This is a genomic window from Flavobacterium sp. 38-13, assembly GCF_001899155.1.
Classification (GTDB): Bacteria; Bacteroidota; Bacteroidia; order Flavobacteriales; family Flavobacteriaceae; genus Flavobacterium; species Flavobacterium lindanitolerans.
Genome location: NZ_MKVG01000021.1, coordinates 19,997 through 37,184 on the forward strand (window position 1 = coordinate 19,997; position 17,188 = coordinate 37,184).

Consider the following 17,188-nt stretch of genomic DNA (forward strand, 5'->3'; position numbering starts at 1 on the left):
GAACAAGATATGAGTTTAGATTCTAAAATTCCAGAAGGACATATATCAGAAAAATGGACCAACCATAAAAATCATCTTAAATTGGTAGCGCCTAATAACAGGCCTAAAATTGATGTGATTGTTGTTGGTACAGGTTTGGCTGGAGCTTCTGCTGCTGCTTCTTTAGGGGAGATGGGATACAATGTGAAAGCATTTTGTTTCCAGGATTCTCCACGTAGAGCCCACTCCATTGCAGCTCAGGGAGGTATCAATGCCGCTAAAAATTACCAAAACGATGGCGATAGTATTTATCGCTTATTCTATGATACGATAAAAGGAGGAGATTACCGTGCAAGAGAAGCAAACGTTCACCGTCTTGCCGAAGTTTCCGGAAATATCATCGACCAGTGTGTAGCACAAGGTGTGCCTTTTGCCCGCGATTATGGCGGATTGCTGGACAACCGTTCTTTTGGAGGAACACAGGTACAGCGTACTTTTTATGCTGCCGGACAAACCGGACAGCAGTTGCTTTTGGGAGCTTATTCAGCCCTGTCAAGACAAATTGGTTTAGGACGTGTTGAAATGTACAACCGTCATGAAATGCTTGACCTGGTAAAAGTTGATGGAAAAGCAAGAGGAATCATTGCCCGTAACCTGATTACCGGTGAAATCGAAAGACATTCTGCACATGCCGTTATCATTGCTTCCGGTGGATATGGAAACGTATATTTCCTTTCTACAAATGCAATGGGAAGTAACGTAACTGCAGCCTGGAAAATCCACAAACAGGGAGCTTATTTTGCTAACCCTTGTTATGTACAAATTCACCCAACCTGTATTCCGGTTCATGGAACCAACCAATCGAAACTGACTCTGATGTCAGAATCATTGCGTAACTCAGGAAGAATCTGGGTGCCTAAAAAGAAAGAAGATGCAGAAGCAATTCGTGCCGGAAAATTGAAACCGACACAAATTGCCGAAGAAGATAGAGATTACTACTTAGAAAGAAGATATCCTGCATTTGGTAACTTAGTGCCTCGTGACGTGGCTTCAAGAGCTGCAAAAGAGCGTTGCGATGCCGGTTTCGGAATTGAAGCCAACGACACGAATGAAGGAGTTTACCTTGACTTTGCTTCTGAAATTAAGAGCAAAGGCCGTCAGGCAGCTTATGCACAAGGAAATCACCATCCTACAGATGAAGAAATAATCAAATTAGGAAAACAGTGGGTAGAAGAAAAATACGGTAACCTTTTCCAGATGTATGAAAAAATTACCGACGAAAACCCATATGAAACTCCAATGAAAATTTATCCTGCCGTTCACTACACAATGGGTGGTGTTTGGGTAGATTATAACCTGCAGTCTACAATTCCGGGTTGTTTCGTAGCTGGAGAAGCAAACTTCTCTGACCATGGTGCAAACCGATTAGGAGCTTCTGCTTTGATGCAGGGATTGGCTGACGGATATTTCGTATTGCCATATACGGTTTCTAACTACCTAGCTGATGAAATCCGTACCGGAAAAATTCCTACCAATTCACCGGAATTTGACGAGGCCGAAAAAAGAGTGAAAGACTCGATTAACTTCTTCCTCAACAATAATGGTACAAAATCAGTAGACCATTTCCACAAAGCTTTAGGAAACATCATGTGGAATAAAGTAGGAATGGGACGAAACGAAAAAGGTCTGTCAGAAGCAGTAGCAGAAATTGATGCTTTGCGTAAAGAATTTTACAAAGAAGTATACGTTCCCGGAAGTGCAGATGAATTGAACCCTGAATTGGAAAAAGCACTTAGAGTAGCTGATTTCATGGAATTAGGACAATTGATGGCAATGGACGCCTTGCAAAGAAAAGAATCATGTGGAGGACATTTCCGTGAGGAGTATCAGGATGCTGAAGGAGAAACCCTACGTGATGACGAAAACTTTAAGTTTGTTGGAGCATGGGAATACCAGGGAAGCGACATCAATAAAGAAGTACTCCACAAAGAAGAACTGAATTATGAATTTATAAAAATTGCGGCTCGTAATTACAAATAATCACTACTATGGCTTCATCAAAATTTATAAACATAAACCTTAAAATTTGGCGTCAGAAAAATGCCAAAGAAAAAGGGAAAATCGAGACCTATAAATTAGATAATGTTTCAACTGACAGCTCTTTTCTTGAGATGCTTGACCAATTGAACGAACAATTGGTTTCGGAAAGACAGGAACCTGTAGCTTTTGACCATGATTGCCGCGAAGGAATCTGTGGTATGTGCTCACTGTTTATCAATGGTAGGGCTCACGGTCCTGATACAGGAATTACGACTTGCCAGTTGCACATGCGTATGTTCAAGAACAACGATACAATTTATGTGGAACCATGGAGAAGTAAGGCTTTTCCGGTAATCAAAGATTTGGTTGTTGACCGAAGTGCATTTGACAGAATCCAACAGGCAGGAGGTTTCGTTTCTGTAAATACTTCAGGAAACACTATTGATGCCAATTCAACGCCAGTACCTAAACATGATGCAGACCGTGCTTTTGAAGCAGCTGCTTGTATTGGATGCGGTGCCTGTGTAGCTACCTGTAAAAACGGTTCTGCTATGCTTTTTGTTGGTGCAAAAGTATCACAGTATGCTCTGTTACCGCAAGGGAAGGTAGAAGCTACGCAGCGTGTTTTGAACATGGTTCGCCAAATGGATGAGGAAGGATTCGGAAACTGTACCAATACAGGTGCTTGCGAAGTAGAATGTCCAAAAGGAATTTCTTTGGAGAACATCGCAAGAATGAACAGGGAATATTTGGCAGCAAGCTTGAAATAATAATCTGTAAGTATAAATAGTAAAGGCGCATTTTTAAATGCGCCTTTTTTTTATGGCTTTTTAATCGGGAGATAAATCCGGTTAAGAATTCCTTTGTCGAAATATTCTTATATTTGGAAGACAAAACAAACACAATGAAATATTTCTCTTTCCTGTTATTAATTTCTACACTATCATTCGCCCAAAATTACCAGCAATACGTCAATCCTATGATTGGAACCGGAGGGCACGGACACACTTTTCCGGGAGCTACAGTGCCTTTCGGGATGGTACAGCTCTCTCCTGATACCAGAATAGATGGAAGTTGGGACGGATGTTCAGGTTATCATTATTCTGATAATGTAATTTACGGTTTCTCGCATACGCACCTGAATGGTACCGGAGTTTCGGATTTTGGTGATATTATGCTAATGCCTACAATGGGAGAGCCATCTTTAGACAATAAAATTTATTCTTCAAAATTTTCGCATTCCAATGAAAAGGCAGCAGCTGGTTTCTATGCCGTAAAACTTGATGATGATGATATTGATGTAGCGCTGACGGCTTCTACAAGAGTCGGATTTCATGAATATACGTTTAATAATTCCGGTCAGGCAAATATTATTCTGGACCTGAACCACCGCGACCATTTAATTATGGGAGAGGTAAGAATTATTGACAATAAAACTATTGAAGTTTTAAGAAGGAGTGAAGCCTGGGCCCGTGACCAATATGTGTTTTCGAGAATAGAATTCAATCAGCCAATGGTTATTACGAAGGTCAATAATAATGCTTTCGCACCGGCAAAAGTAACAGACCGGTTTTTTGCAGGCAGCCTTTTAGCGATAAGTTTCTCCAAACAAGTTAAAAAGGGAGAAAAATTGCTTGTAAAAGTATCACTTTCGCCAACTTCTTATGAAGGAGCGAAACTTAATATGTCTGAAATACACCACTGGGATTTCAAAAAAGTAAGAACAGAAGCCGAAAAATTGTGGAATAAGGAACTGTCTAAAATTGAAGTGTCCTCATCAGATAAAAACAAAATGGCAATATTCTATACGGCATTATACCATACGATGATGCAGCCCAATATAGCACAGGATTTAGATGGAAAATACAGAGGTCGTGACAATCAGATACACACTGCAAAAGGATTTGATTACTATTCTGTTTTTTCGCTTTGGGACACGTTCCGTGCTGCACATCCTTTATATACTCTAATCGATAAAAAACGAACGGCTGATTTTATCAATACGTTTTTGAAACAATACGAACAAGGTGGCAGATTACCGGTTTGGGAACTGGCTTCTAATGAAACAGATTGTATGATTGGCTATCATTCTGTTTCGGTAATTGCAGATGCCATGGCTAAAGGAATAAAGGGCTTCGATTATGAAAAAGCATTTGAGGCGGCAAAACACTCTGCTATGTTGGACCATTTAGGACTGGATGCCTATAAAAAAAACGGTTTTATCAGTATTGATGATGAACATGAAAGTATTTCCAAAACTGTGGAATATGCTTATGATGACTGGTGTATTGCACAAATGGCCAAAATACTCAACAGGCAGGAAGACTATCAGTATTTTATAAAACGCTCACAAAACTGGAAAAACATTTTTGACTGGAAAACAGGATTTATGCGTCCAAAGAAAAATGGAGGTTGGGATAAACCTTTTGACCCGAGAGAGGTAAATAATAATTTTACTGAAGGTAATTCCTGGCAGTATTCTTTTTTTGTTTTGCAGGATATTCCGGGAATGATTGAGGCTTACGGCGGGAAAGAAAAATTTGAAGCCAAACTGGATGAAATGTTCAATAGCGAAAGCAAGACGACAGGACGTGAGCAGGTTGACGTTACCGGATTAATTGGTCAATATGCACACGGAAATGAACCGAGCCATCACATGGCCTATCTGTATAATTTTATTGGAAAGCCGGAAAAAACGAAAGAAAAGGTTCGTTATATTCTTGATGAGTTTTATAAGAATACACCAGACGGATTGATAGGAAATGAAGACTGCGGGCAAATGAGTGCCTGGTATGTGTTGAGTTCAATGGGAATGTATGCCGTAACACCGGGAAATGCCGAATGGACATTTACTGAGCCTTATTTTGACACTGTTAAAATTCATTTTGAAAATAATGAGGTATTGACTATCACAAAAAAAGCACACAAAGGCTATTTGAAAGAAATAATGGCAAAAGCTCAAAAAGAAATTTTTCCTGAAATTACTCCGGTTCCCGTAATCGAAGCAGACAGTAAGTCATTCAAGGATAAAATGAAAATAGAAATCGTTTCACAAAACCCAAACGATGTCCTTTATTGGATGATAGAAGACCCTTCAAAACCGCGTTCTGGTAAACCAATATGGAATAAGTACACAAAGCCATTAGAGGTTACTGAAACAACTGCAATTAAGGCATATGCTGAAAGAAATGGAAAAAACAGCAGTATAGTAACCGCTAACTTTATCAAAAAACCAAATGATTATACAATAACGATCCAATCGCAATACAATCCGCAGTATCATGCCGGAGGAGACAGCGGTTTGATTGATGGCATCTTTGGAAACGAAAACTGGCGAAAAGGAGATTGGCAAGGCTATCAGGGACAGGATTTTGAAGCCATAATCGACTTAAAAAACAGCAAAAAAGTGACTTCGCTTTCTGCACGATTCCTGCAGGATTCCAGAGCATGGATATTGATGCCAACCAAAGTTGAATTTTATACTTCTGAAGACAACCATAATTTCAAGCTGGTTAAAACTATCGAAAACAAACTCGACGCCAAAAACACCGAAGTTCAGATTGCTGCTTTTGAAAGCAGTATTCCTGAAACTAAGGCCAGATACGTAAAAATTAAAGCTTACAAGTACGGAAAGCTTCCCGAATGGCACCAGGGTTTTGGAGGCGATGCTTTTATTTTTATAGATGAAATAACAATCAAATAAACCAATTACGACCATCCTGACCCTGCCAGGGTTCAAACCCTGGCAGGGTCAGGATGGCTGATAAAAAAGATGAAAACAGCCCTAATTCAAATACCGTTAATTTGGGAAAATCCAAAATCCAATAGGGATTATATCGAAGAAAAAATCAATTCCATCAAGGAAGCAGATTTGATTGTTCTTCCTGAAATGTTTACGACAGGTTTTACAATGAATCCTCGGAATGTTGCCGAAACAATGCAGGGCGAAACCCTTTTATGGTTAAAGGATTTGGCAAAAAATAAAAATACAGCCATAACAGGAAGCCTTATCATTGTAGAAAACGGCAATTATTACAACAGGCTCGTTTTTGTCTTTCCGTCAGGAGAAGTGCAATACTACGATAAAAGACATCTCTTTTCTTTGGCCGGAGAGCAAAAAATCTACACTTCCGGTCAGCAAAAATTAATAGTGGAATATAAAGGCTGGAAAATATGTCCGCTGATTTGTTATGACCTGCGATTTCCGGTTTTTTCAAGAAACACAGAAAACTATGATTTGCTTATCTATGTTGCAAACTGGCCAAAACCTCGCGTAAATGCCTGGGACATTTTACTCAAAGCCCGTTCAGTTGAAAATATGTGCTATACCGTTGGAGTTAACAGAGTAGGATGGGACGAAAGCAACCATGAATATATTGGCCATACACAAGCGCTGGATTTTTTAGGGAATCCGGTACTTAAACCTCAGGAATCAGAAGGTGTTTTTATCGTGGATTTCGATAAAAATCAAATGCTCGAAGTCAGGCAGAAATTAGCCTTTTTGGATGACAGAGATTCGTTTGAAATACTGTAACGTCAATTGCTAAGATTGACCGTTTGGTCTACATCCCAATTGGCCCTGACATCTATTGCTGTTGGATAATAAACGACTTCTTCTGCCTGTCGTTTTTCCAGATAATTACCAGTGTCCCAAATCTTGTTTTTGTTTTCATCATAGATTACCCGAAGCGTAAAAAGATTCGGCTGTAGTGCCATAAAATCAATAACATCATTCCCTTCGGAATACTCTGAAGCAATGAGGTCGCCTTTGGAATTGGTGATTTCAACAATAACAGGATATTGTTTGACATTTTGCAGTCGTATACGGAGATTCCCATATTCGGAAATATTCTGGGTCTTCAGGCGGTAAGATAAGGTGTCATTCGCCTGTTGCATATAATCAATAAAGGCACCCGGAAGGGCAGTAATCCTATAGGTTTCCAAGGGTTGTTTTTCGAAGTCAATTTTTACTTCCTGGTTAAAATCATCATATTCTGTAGTAAATGGAACGGCTATCGTGTCTTTATTTACTAAGGTAATTTTAGATTTGTCAATAGTAGCCAATGGCATACTGGAAGTAATGGTGAAACGGTCGCGGAAATGCAGTGTGCTGGTCTGCGAAGCCTGGAAGCTAAGCGTGTCCTTCTTCTGATTTTTTATTTTTACAGTAAACTCTTTGCTAAATTTTTCCTTGTCAATTTTAAGAAGCAGTGAATCTGTTTTTACAGGATTAAACCACACTTGCAGCGAGTCTTTTTTAGGAAATTTAGTAACTTTTACCGGAAGATTTTCAGTGTTGTTTTTTAAGGTAACAGCGGCGTTTTTACCATCTCCTACATAAGGAACGACAATTTTATTGCCAGAAGCCTGATAAGGTTTAGTGGCCTTAAAAGGAAGGATTTCTTTAAACAATTCCATTTCATACAAAGTGTCGTTTGGAATAGTCACAAATTCTTTATGGAAAGCAATCTTATCCGTATTTGGGTTAAATTTGAAATTGTTGTTCTGGTCTTTCAGGGCAACCAACAAATATTTACCTTCTTTTAGATTTTCGAGCTTAAATGTTTTAAGGCTGTCCAGTGTGTTTGTCACATATCTTGGATTTTCTTTATAAATAATCGAATCTGTAAAAGTCTCGTTTACCTCATATAGCATTACTGAGACAAAATTATCTACGTTTTTGCTATAAGCGTCTTTTATAAAGCCTGATATGGAAAGCGAATCGATAGCATTTCCTGTAGAAAACACATATTTGAACTGCTGGTAGGGATTACCTTCGTTATTATCCTGAATACTGCTTCCAAAGTTAAAGCTGTAAGTAGTATTGGGCTGGAGCGTATCCTTGATTTTTATGGAAATGTATTTGCTGGCATTGGTTGGCGAAACTATTGGCGGATATTTCATTGGCGGTGAAATAATCAGCTGCTTGTTAACATCCTTGATTTTAACATATTCGTCAAAAGTAATCCTGATTTCCTGTACGTTGAAATTGGTGCTGAAATTTTTTGGTACGCTGGAACGCATAACAGGAGGAAGAGTGTCCTTTAAACCGCCGGTAATGCTGCCTCTTTTTGCACAACTTATTACTGACAAGGCCAAAATAATATATAAAAACGCAAATCGGATTCTAAACATCAGGAAATAATTTATCTACAAAATAACAATTATATTTAGAGCTGACGAAATCTTTGCAAAATTATTTCTTAGGAATGCGTATAGGCCATAGCCACAATACTGATTTTCGCATCCGGAATTTTGAGTAAAGCTTTGGCACAGGCTTCAATAGTAGTTCCGCTCGTGATGACATCGTCAATCAGTAAGAAGTGTTTGCCCTGATGGATTTCTGAAAACACAACATCAAACAGGTCCTTTTTAATTGTAGTCCGGCCAAAAAAACTTTTTTGGGTTTGCGTGTCTGAGTAGATGTTCCGGTATAATATTGAGTCGTTGTACGGAACTTTGAGCAGGGATGATAATGCCAGTCCAAATTTCTCAACCTGATTATAACCCCGTTTCTTGAGCCGCTTCTTGTGCAGAGGAACCGGAATAATAAAATCTGTGTTTTTAACGATTTCTAAAATTTTCAATTCTTCACCATACCATTTGCCCAACATAGTGCCAATTTCCTGATGGTTCTGGTATTTGAGATTATGGATGAGCTGTTGAACAATTCCTTTTTTGTGAAAATAAAACATTGCAGCTCCAAATTCAATGGGAATTCTGCCGTAAAATTTTTTGATGATTTCGTTTTCTGTTTCAGAATGGTGGTTTGTCAATGGCAGTTCATGCCGACAGGAAGTACAGATTACAGTTTCATTTAGCTGCATAAATGTTCCGCAGCCAAGACATACTTGTGGGAAAAAGAGATTGAATAGGCTTTTAAACATGCTGTTTGGTTTGTAAATGGACAGCTTAAAAATAAGGAATTTTTTGACAAATTCATTTGTGGTTTTTTAAATTTAAAAACAGAATTAATTATAAGTTTCTGATACGTTGTGTTTTAAGTTTTATTTAAGAATTGGGAGAAAATGATAATTCAAAAAACGTTCGTTCAACCTGATGGATTCACTTTTGGTCGATTATTTTTTGTGGACAACAGCCGTTCGGTTAATTTCACCAAAATTTTTCAAAAAACTATGTCTTTTAAGCCAGTATTTTCTTTAATAAATATAACCGCCATTGTTTCTATTTTGACGGTGACTGCTCTTGCGGTAAAATTATATAGCATAAAAACCGAAAAAGATAATCTGGCCCACACAATAGAACTTGACAGGAAACTGCATAACAATGAGATTAGTGAAATATTGATTCGTTATGATGCGGCACTACAGCAAAATGAGCAATTGACAAAAGAATTGGAAGAACTGAAAAATAAAACAGTCCAGACAGATGATTCGGTCAAATCTAATTTTAGCCTGCTGAAAGAGAATATTTCGGTACTAACAAAAGAGAAATACACCAAAAGCACACAGCTCGAAACACTCAATAATATCCTCAGGCTAAAACAGCTGGATTTCGAAAGCAATAAAAAAGAAATCGAAAAGCTTCATAACAAAATCAGTCAACTGGAATCTGAAATTTTGGCAAGTTCAGAAACGAAGGCAGAAAAACGAAAGCTCAGGGCTTTGAATGTGAGCGCTGTTGGTGCCAGGACGGTGTCCGAAAAAGTGTTGGAAACCAAAAAGACAAAAAACACAGAGCAGATAAAAGTATGTTTCACTCTTGAAGACAGCATGGGAATTGAAAAAGGAATCAAAGAGATTTTCATCCAGATTATTAATCCCAAAGCCAATATAGTAAGTAAAAACAAAGCCTCAATAGAGATTAAAAACCAGACACTTTTTTACAGTGCCAAAACCAGCGTCAATTATGATAAAGGTGACGTTGACGTTTGCGTTTTTGTTGACGCTAACAAACAAAATCTCATAAAAGGGAATTACATTGTCAATATATTTTCCGGAGCCCATCTTATAGGAAATACCAGTCTTCTTCTTCTTTAAACTTTCTGGTTTAAAAAAACAGCATTTACCGCGATTTTCATTCTCTTTTTATATTTTTGCACTATGGCAAAACAAGACGATTTATTTAAAAATATAGTTTCGCATGCAAAAGAATACGGATATATTTTTCCGTCAAGCGAAATTTACGATGGATTAAGTGCAGTTTATGATTATGCACAAAACGGTGTTGAACTGAAGAAAAATATCCGCGAATATTGGTGGAAAGCAATGGTGCAGATGCACGATAACATTGTAGGGATCGATGCGGCTATTTTGATGCATCCAACCACATGGAAAGCTTCAGGGCACGTTGATGCGTTTAATGATCCGTTGATCGATAATAAAGATTCCAAAAAAAGATACCGTGCTGATGTTCTAATTGAAGATTATGCTGAAAAAATCAATCAGAAGGCACAAAAAGAAATAGAAAAAGCCAGAGCCCGCTTTGGTGAAGCTTTTAACGAGCAGGAATTTATCACTACCAATGCCAGAGTTGTAGAATATTTGGCAAAGAAGAAAGAAATTCTTGAACGTATGGCCCGTTCGCTTGAAACAGAAAATCTGGCAGACGTAAAAGCGCTGATAGAAGAATTGGAAATTGCTGATCCTGAAACCGGTTCTAAAAACTGGACAGATGTTAAGCAGTTCAACCTGATGTTTGGGACAAAGTTGGGTGCATCTGCAGAAAATGCAATGGATTTATACTTACGTCCGGAGACAGCCCAGGGAATTTTCGTTAACTTCTTAAATGTGCAAAAATCGGGAAGGATGAAAGTGCCTTTCGGAATTGCGCAAACAGGAAAAGCTTTCCGAAACGAAATTGTTGCCAGACAGTTCATTTTCAGAATGAGAGAATTTGAACAGATGGAAATGCAGTTTTTTGTGAAGCCGGGTGAAGAAATGAAATGGTACGAATACTGGAAAACGACACGTTTGAATTGGCACCTGTCTCTGGGTCTTGGCAAAGAAAATTATAGATTCCATGACCATGAAAAATTAGCACATTATGCCAATGCCGCAGCTGATATCGAATTTAATTTTCCGTTTGGCTTTAAAGAACTGGAAGGTATCCACTCCAGGACAGACTTTGATTTAAAAGCACATGAAGAACATTCCGGAAGGAAACTGCAATATTTTGACCCCGAAACCAACCAAAATTATGTTCCTTATGTAGTGGAAACTTCAGTAGGACTTGACAGGATGTTTTTGGCGGTATTCTCTAATTCGTTAAAAGAAGAAACGTTGGAAGACGGATCAGTAAGAACTGTATTGAGATTACCGGCTGTTTTAGCACCAACCAAAGCAGCAGTATTGCCTTTAGTTAAAAAAGACGGACTTCCTGAATTGGCACAGGAAATTATCGAAGACCTGAAATGGGATTTCAATGTAGCCTATGATGAGAAAGATGCTGTTGGAAGACGCTACAGAAGGCAAGATGCCTTAGGAACACCATTCTGTATTACGGTAGACCACCAATCACTTGAAGACAAGACGGTAACCATTCGTCATAGAGACTCTATGAAGCAGGATCGTGTAAAAATTTCTGAATTGAAAGATATTATCAATAAAGAAGTTTCGATGAGAACCTGGCTTCAGAAAATATAAAAAGCAGCTATCAAATTTGTAGAAAGGCTGACCTTGAATGGGGAGGCCTTTTTATTTTCATGAATTTGTATTTTACATAATAAATCAGACCTTATAGAAAATACGCTTAAAACGGAATGATTTTTAGTTTTTTTCGCACCTTTTACTTTTTATATCAACAAAAATTAAGAATGTATTAACAACAATCCTATTTTTGCACCAAATAAATTAAATTAGTTGGATGTTTTGTGTCATAAAATGATGAAAATGATTCCCTTATGGGAAGGAATGCCGATTAAAATAGTTAAAATAGCCCCAAAAACTACTATTCCCGCAAGTCTAAAATTTATTTACGGACTTAATCACGATGCTCTGACAAAATAAGCAGTTATATGCTGCTCTACCAAAAACAAATTTTGTTACAAGCTATTGATGAGTTATTCGTACGTTATCATTAACGATAATCAAGAGAATGTTTTGAATATCCAGAGCCTTGCTGATGGATTTCAAAACTTTCGTTTGGCTGCATCTGCGAATAACTATGACGATGGCTTAAACTGTATTTTAGAACATCAGCCCCAATTGGTTTTTTTGGAAATAGACCCAAAAGACAAAAGCAGCAAGCTTTCACTTTCGCTTATTAATGAGCTGTATCGTTACCTCAAGGACATACCAAAAATAGTTGTTACGGCAAAAAATGGTAACCAGGCTTTGGAAGCTATCAAGCATGAGGTTTTTGATTATCTGGTAGCTCCATTTGAGTTGAATGATTTTCGGAAAACAATACTAAAGTTTGAAAAGTCAACTCCTTCGACTACTGTCAGTTCTCCCCGGGAGCCAGAACAGAAGCCTTTTTTTGTAGATAATGACCATCCGATTAAAAAAGACCCGGAACAGCTCACAATCTGCATAAAGTCGTATGGTGATTATCGCTTTATAGATGCGAAAGACATTCAGTATTTCCAGGCCGATAATAATTCTACAGACATTCATCTTAATAATGGTGAGATGATAACTGCCTTTAAGACCTTAAAGCATTTTGAAAATGTACTTCCGTCGCAGTTTTACAGGATTCATAATAGTTATATTGTCAACATCAACTACATTTCAAGAATCCACACCGGAAATGCAGTCTGCTATATTAAAAATACTACCACAAAACTGCCATTCTCTAAATCCTATAAAGGCAACATCGACCAAATTATAGCCGTAATTTCCAGTTCGGGCTATTTGGAAATTTAATAAGGCAAGCTAAAGTTTTTCTGTTTCTATCATTTTTTAATTCTCAACTCCCAATGTTTTTAGGGAATTAGGCCTGTATTTCTTGTTTTTTGATTACAAAAATCAAAAAACTTCCAAAAACCATGCATCCACTATCAAAATAGTATCATTCACTAACAAATAACGTCATTCCGCAATACAAGTCCGTAAATACTACGATAACTCTCAGTTGCACAGTACTTTTACATCGTGAAAATCAAACATCACAGACCCTAATTTCAAGAACAAATCTTACACATAATTCATTAAACCACAAATGAAAAACATCATGAAAAAAGCTATTGTAACATTCGGATTATTCTCTTTAGTAGTATTGACTTCTTTTACTACAACTGAAAATCAGACACAAAATAATATTATTGTTTCAGAAACTGGAGGAGATACAGGAGGCGGACAGGTAATTACAGGAAATAAAAAACTGGATCCAGATACTGGAGGTACAACTAAACCTCAAAATATAGCTGTATTAGAAGCGCAGGGTGATACAGGAGGTGGACAAGTAATTACGGGAAATAAAAAACTTGACAAATAATTTAATAAATAAATTTATAAAGGCCAATACTTCTAGTATTGGCTTTTTTATTTTTAAAAATATTGTTAGTCTTTGATTGGCAATTAGTATTTTTTTGTGTCAATAGATTTATTACTTTTGGAAATAAACTTTGGACTATTGAAAAAATACTATCTCCTCTTTTTCGTTATTGGTCTATTACTTTTGGGATGCTCTAAGAAAAAAAATGTTTTTTTTGAAGATAGTAGTAGCATGTCTGATACTCTTTCAGTTTATTTAAAACTAGCTAATGATGATAATTTGCCTTATGAAAAGAGGGTTGATTACAATAAGAAAGCTTATGCGATTTTGATTAACCAAGAAAATGATTCTTTAAATAGACTCAATCTTTTCAAGGTTGCAAATAGATTTTTCAATATGAATAATCTTGAAGAGTATCAAAAAGTATCAAGGGTTCTTGTTGAAAAATCTAAAAAAGGTAAAGATACAATTAGTGCAGCCAGAGCATATACTTATTTAGGAGATTATTATACTAATACTTCTGTAAAAGATAGCGCTTTTGCTTACTACACAAAAGCTGAAAAACTATACAAAAAACTAAATGATAAGATAAATTTAGGAGGTATATATGTTAATATTGCCATTCTTAGAAGTTTAGAAAAGGATTATTCAGGGAGTGAACTTTCGGCAATTCAAGCTCTCAATGTATTGAGAGATACAGATGAAAAATCAAAAATTTATGATGCATATAATATATTAGGTTTTATTTCTTTTGAATTAAAGGATTATGATAAATCAATAGAATATCATCAGAAAGCCTTGAATCTTGCAAATAAATATACTGGAAATGATGAGTTTCATCTTGCTGCAACGTCTTTGAATAATATAGGAAATGTTTATCAAAATCAAAATAGACATTTAGAAGCTATAAAAAAGTTTGAAGAGGCCTTAAAAGATAAAAACCTTTTTAATGATAAGCCAGTATTATATGCAACATTGATTGATAATATTGCATATTCCAAATTTAAACTTAAACATGATTCCGAATTACCCGATTTGTTTTATGTATCTTTAAGAATACGTGACAGTTTAAAACTTAATTCTGGTGTAATTTTTAATAAATTACACTTATCTGAATATTATGCCGAAAAAAAAGATACTGTAAAAGCTATGCAATTTGCCCAAGAAGCACTGAAACTTGCGAGGGAGACAAAAAAGCATGGCGATATTCTGATATCTTTAAAGCAGTTAGGGGCAATTGACCCTAAAAAGTCATCTTTATATTCGGCTGAATATATAAAAATAAACGATAGTCTTCAAAGTGCCGAACGTAAATCTAAAGATAAATTCGCCAGAATAGAATATGAAACAGACGAAATTATTCTGCAAAAAGACAAACTAGCGGAACAAAACAGAAACATTCTTTTCTTTTTTGGGTTGGTTGTGATGATTGGAATCCTTCTTTTTGTAATCAAAAATCAGCGTTCCAAAACCAAAGAGTTGATGCTAAAGCAGGCACAACAAAAAGCCAACGAAGACATATATAATATGATGCTTTATCAGCAAAATAAAATAGAAGAAGGAAGAACTAATGAAAAGATTAGAATTGCACAGGAACTTCATGATGGAATTTTAGGAAGATTATTTGGGGCCCGTTTAAATCTGGATAGCTTGAATAAAAGACAGGATGAAGACGCCATTATTAGTAGAAATAATTATCTGGTTGAGCTTAAAAATATAGAGCAGGATATCCGTGAAATCTCACACGATCTTAACCGGGAAAAGCACGCCCTAAACAATAATTTTATAGGAATCGTAAACAATCTGATTGAACAGCAGGAAACAGTTTCGCAGGCGAAAGTTTCTTTTGTGGTGGATATGGAAATTGAATGGGAAAAGATTGAAAACTACATCAAGATTAACTTATATAGAATCCTTCAGGAAGCCTTACTTAATATTAATAAATATGCACAGGCAGAAAATGTCAGGATCGAAATCATAAAACAGGAAAAAACATTAAGACTAACTGTGACAGATGATGGAGTAGGATTCTCAGTAAGCAAAAAAAGTAAAGGCATTGGACTTCAGAACATGCTCTCAAGGGCAAATGCCTGTGAAGCTACTTTTGATATTAAGTCAAAAATAGGTAAAGGAACCACTATAACGGTTGCATTTCCGTTGGAAACCAATCAAAAATAACACACATAACACCATGGCAAAAAAACTAAACATTCTGATTGTTGACGATCACCCGTTTATTATTGAGGCGTATAAGAATACCATTGCCGGCTACCACCCGGCAGAATTTGAGTTCAATATCACACAGGCAAACGACTGTAAGTCGGCATATGAAATCCTGACCAACCCGGCAATAGTTCCGTATGATGTGGCGTTTTTCGATATCAGTATGCCTCCCTATCAGGAAAAGAATATACTTTCGGGTGAGGACCTTGCCAAGTTGATGAAAACAGTTTTGCCGTCCTGTCGTGTAATATTGCTGACAATGCACACCGAGTCGCTAAAGATTAACAACATCATAAAGACCATCAACCCTAATGGTCTTATCATCAAAAATGACCTGACTTTTGATGAGTTGCTCATCGCTTTTGATAAGATACTGAAAAATGAAAACTATTACAGCCAGACGGTCGTTAAGTTTGTAAGCCAGCAATCCAGCGACAGTAATCTGATTGACGAGTACGATCGCCAGATACTTTACCATTTATCAAGAGGAGTAAAGACTAAGAATATTCCTTTGCATACACCGCTGTCTTTGAGCGCTGTCGAAAAAAGAAAACTAAACCTGAAAGATTTGTTCAAAATTAAAGGCGGAAATGATGAAGACCTTATCAATGAAGCCAGACTCAGAGGATTCATCTAAACAGATGCGGTTAAACCGTAAAATAAATGCGGGAAAACCGCAAACAGCCTGTAGTAAATAGCTGTAATTTAGCAATGTAATTTTGAGTTAGAATAAATTAGGGGGTACCTTTTTTATTTCGTTTCTTCAAAAAAAGCTGCCCGCAAGGCAGCTTTTTTATTGTGTTAACAAAAAGGATTACGGGAAAACCGTAAAACAAATGCGGGAAAACCGCAAACAACTAGATGCTGTAATGGCTAGTTTTACACTGTAATCAAAAACGTCTTTTTTAAAGAGCCGGAAGCAAGTAAGCAGTAAAAAATTTAATGATATTACCCTTTTGTCAGCCCCCAAAATTGACTTAACCTACAAAAATCAATCGGCTGCTTGCGATTCCAAAAAATAAAAATGCGGTAACTCCCCAAAGTGCCGCTTTTTTTATGCTCTTAGATTTTTTGAATACGGCTAAACCGTAAAACAAATGCGGGAAAACCGCAAACACTCTAAGTGTCTGTTGAATAACTTAGCATTGATAAACAGATAGAATTAAATGAAAATAAAGAGCATAATCATAATAGCCACCTTAACAGCTTTGCTTTGCTGTAAAAGCGAAACAAATGTGAAAAAGAATTCCAGGCAGAATGTAGCCAGGCGTGAAAGTAAAGATTCGTCAAAACAGCCAAAAATAACAGTAGTGAAAAACAATGAATATTTTTTGCTGAACGACAGGAAAATTGATTAATACGTTGAATTATAGTTTTTTAGTTTTACGGGAAAACCGTAAAACAAATGCGGGAAAACCGTAAACAACTAATGAATTACTAATGTAGTTTTACAACGTAATAAAGTATAAGTTTTTTCATTGAAGAGATTAAAAGTAAAACCCAAGAACGTTTAAGCAGTAAAACCAAGTAATACCACCCTTTTGTTAGC

At 36.7% G+C, this 17,188-nt stretch carries 13 protein-coding genes; 11 read left to right on the top strand and 2 right to left on the bottom strand.

The genetic code is table 11. The features are described 5' to 3' along the window. Positions 1 to 9: 9 nt before the first annotated feature. The 4 genes from BGO88_RS16225 to BGO88_RS16240 all read left to right on the top strand — a co-directional run bounded on the left by BGO88_RS16225 (position 10) and on the right by BGO88_RS16240 (position 6,553). Complete coding sequence (locus tag BGO88_RS16225) at positions 10 to 2,019, top strand: fumarate reductase/succinate dehydrogenase flavoprotein subunit (RefSeq protein ID WP_056067617.1); 2,010 nt, start codon at positions 10 to 12, stop codon at positions 2,017 to 2,019. Positions 2,020 to 2,027: 8 nt separating this feature from the next. Then, positions 2,028 to 2,789, top strand: a complete 762-nt coding sequence (locus BGO88_RS16230) for a succinate dehydrogenase/fumarate reductase iron-sulfur subunit (RefSeq protein WP_286707585.1) — start codon at positions 2,028 to 2,030, stop codon at positions 2,787 to 2,789. A gap of 134 nt (positions 2,790 to 2,923) precedes the next feature. After that, positions 2,924 to 5,722, top strand: coding sequence for a GH92 family glycosyl hydrolase (locus BGO88_RS16235; RefSeq protein WP_286707586.1), 2,799 nt, complete (start codon positions 2,924 to 2,926; stop codon positions 5,720 to 5,722). 69 nt (positions 5,723 to 5,791) lie between these two features. Continuing rightward, on the top strand, positions 5,792 to 6,553 hold the full coding sequence (locus BGO88_RS16240) for a nitrilase family protein (RefSeq protein WP_286707587.1): 762 nt from the start codon (positions 5,792 to 5,794) through the stop codon (positions 6,551 to 6,553). Between the two features lie 2 nt (positions 6,554 to 6,555). On the opposite strand, the gene BGO88_RS16245 is transcribed toward BGO88_RS16240, so the two are convergent. Continuing rightward, positions 6,556 to 8,154: an Ig-like domain-containing domain gene (locus BGO88_RS16245; protein WP_286707588.1), complete on the bottom strand. Its 1,599-nt coding sequence runs from the start codon at positions 8,152 to 8,154 to the stop codon at positions 6,556 to 6,558. A 68-nt stretch (positions 8,155 to 8,222) separates the two neighbouring features. Next, positions 8,223 to 8,906 carry a ComF family protein gene (locus BGO88_RS16250; protein WP_286707589.1) on the bottom strand — a complete coding sequence of 228 codons (684 nt, stop codon included), beginning with the start codon at positions 8,904 to 8,906 and terminating at the stop codon, positions 8,223 to 8,225. Between the two features lie 249 nt (positions 8,907 to 9,155). Here BGO88_RS16250 and BGO88_RS16255 point away from each other — a divergent pair, with 249 nt between their 5' ends. The 7 genes from BGO88_RS16255 (at position 9,156) to BGO88_RS16285 (ending at position 16,997) form a co-directional block, all read left to right on the top strand. After that, the gene (locus BGO88_RS16255; RefSeq protein WP_286707590.1) at positions 9,156 to 10,019 is read left to right on the top strand and encodes a DUF8428 domain-containing protein; all 864 of its coding nucleotides are present in this window, start codon (positions 9,156 to 9,158) and stop codon (positions 10,017 to 10,019) included. 63 nt (positions 10,020 to 10,082) lie between these two features. Continuing rightward, positions 10,083 to 11,624, top strand: coding sequence for a glycine--tRNA ligase (locus tag BGO88_RS16260; RefSeq protein WP_286707591.1), 1,542 nt, complete (start codon positions 10,083 to 10,085; stop codon positions 11,622 to 11,624). Between the two features lie 411 nt (positions 11,625 to 12,035). Next, the gene (locus tag BGO88_RS16265) at positions 12,036 to 12,845 is read left to right on the top strand and encodes a LytR/AlgR family response regulator transcription factor (protein WP_286707592.1); all 810 of its coding nucleotides are present in this window, start codon (positions 12,036 to 12,038) and stop codon (positions 12,843 to 12,845) included. Between the two features lie 307 nt (positions 12,846 to 13,152). Then, positions 13,153 to 13,416 (top strand): hypothetical protein, encoded by a 264-nt coding sequence (locus BGO88_RS16270; protein ID WP_286707593.1) that lies wholly within the window; start codon positions 13,153 to 13,155, stop codon positions 13,414 to 13,416. A 138-nt stretch (positions 13,417 to 13,554) separates the two neighbouring features. Beyond that, a complete protein-coding gene (locus BGO88_RS16275) occupies positions 13,555 to 15,594 on the top strand; it encodes an ATP-binding protein (RefSeq protein ID WP_286707594.1) in 2,040 nt (679 codons plus the stop codon). A 13-nt stretch (positions 15,595 to 15,607) separates the two neighbouring features. Continuing rightward, a complete protein-coding gene (locus tag BGO88_RS16280; RefSeq protein WP_056067651.1) occupies positions 15,608 to 16,276 on the top strand; it encodes a response regulator in 669 nt (222 codons plus the stop codon). Between the two features lie 529 nt (positions 16,277 to 16,805). Further along, positions 16,806 to 16,997 (top strand): hypothetical protein, encoded by a 192-nt coding sequence (locus BGO88_RS16285; RefSeq protein ID WP_056067654.1) that lies wholly within the window; start codon positions 16,806 to 16,808, stop codon positions 16,995 to 16,997. Positions 16,998 to 17,188: the final 191 nt, after the last annotated feature.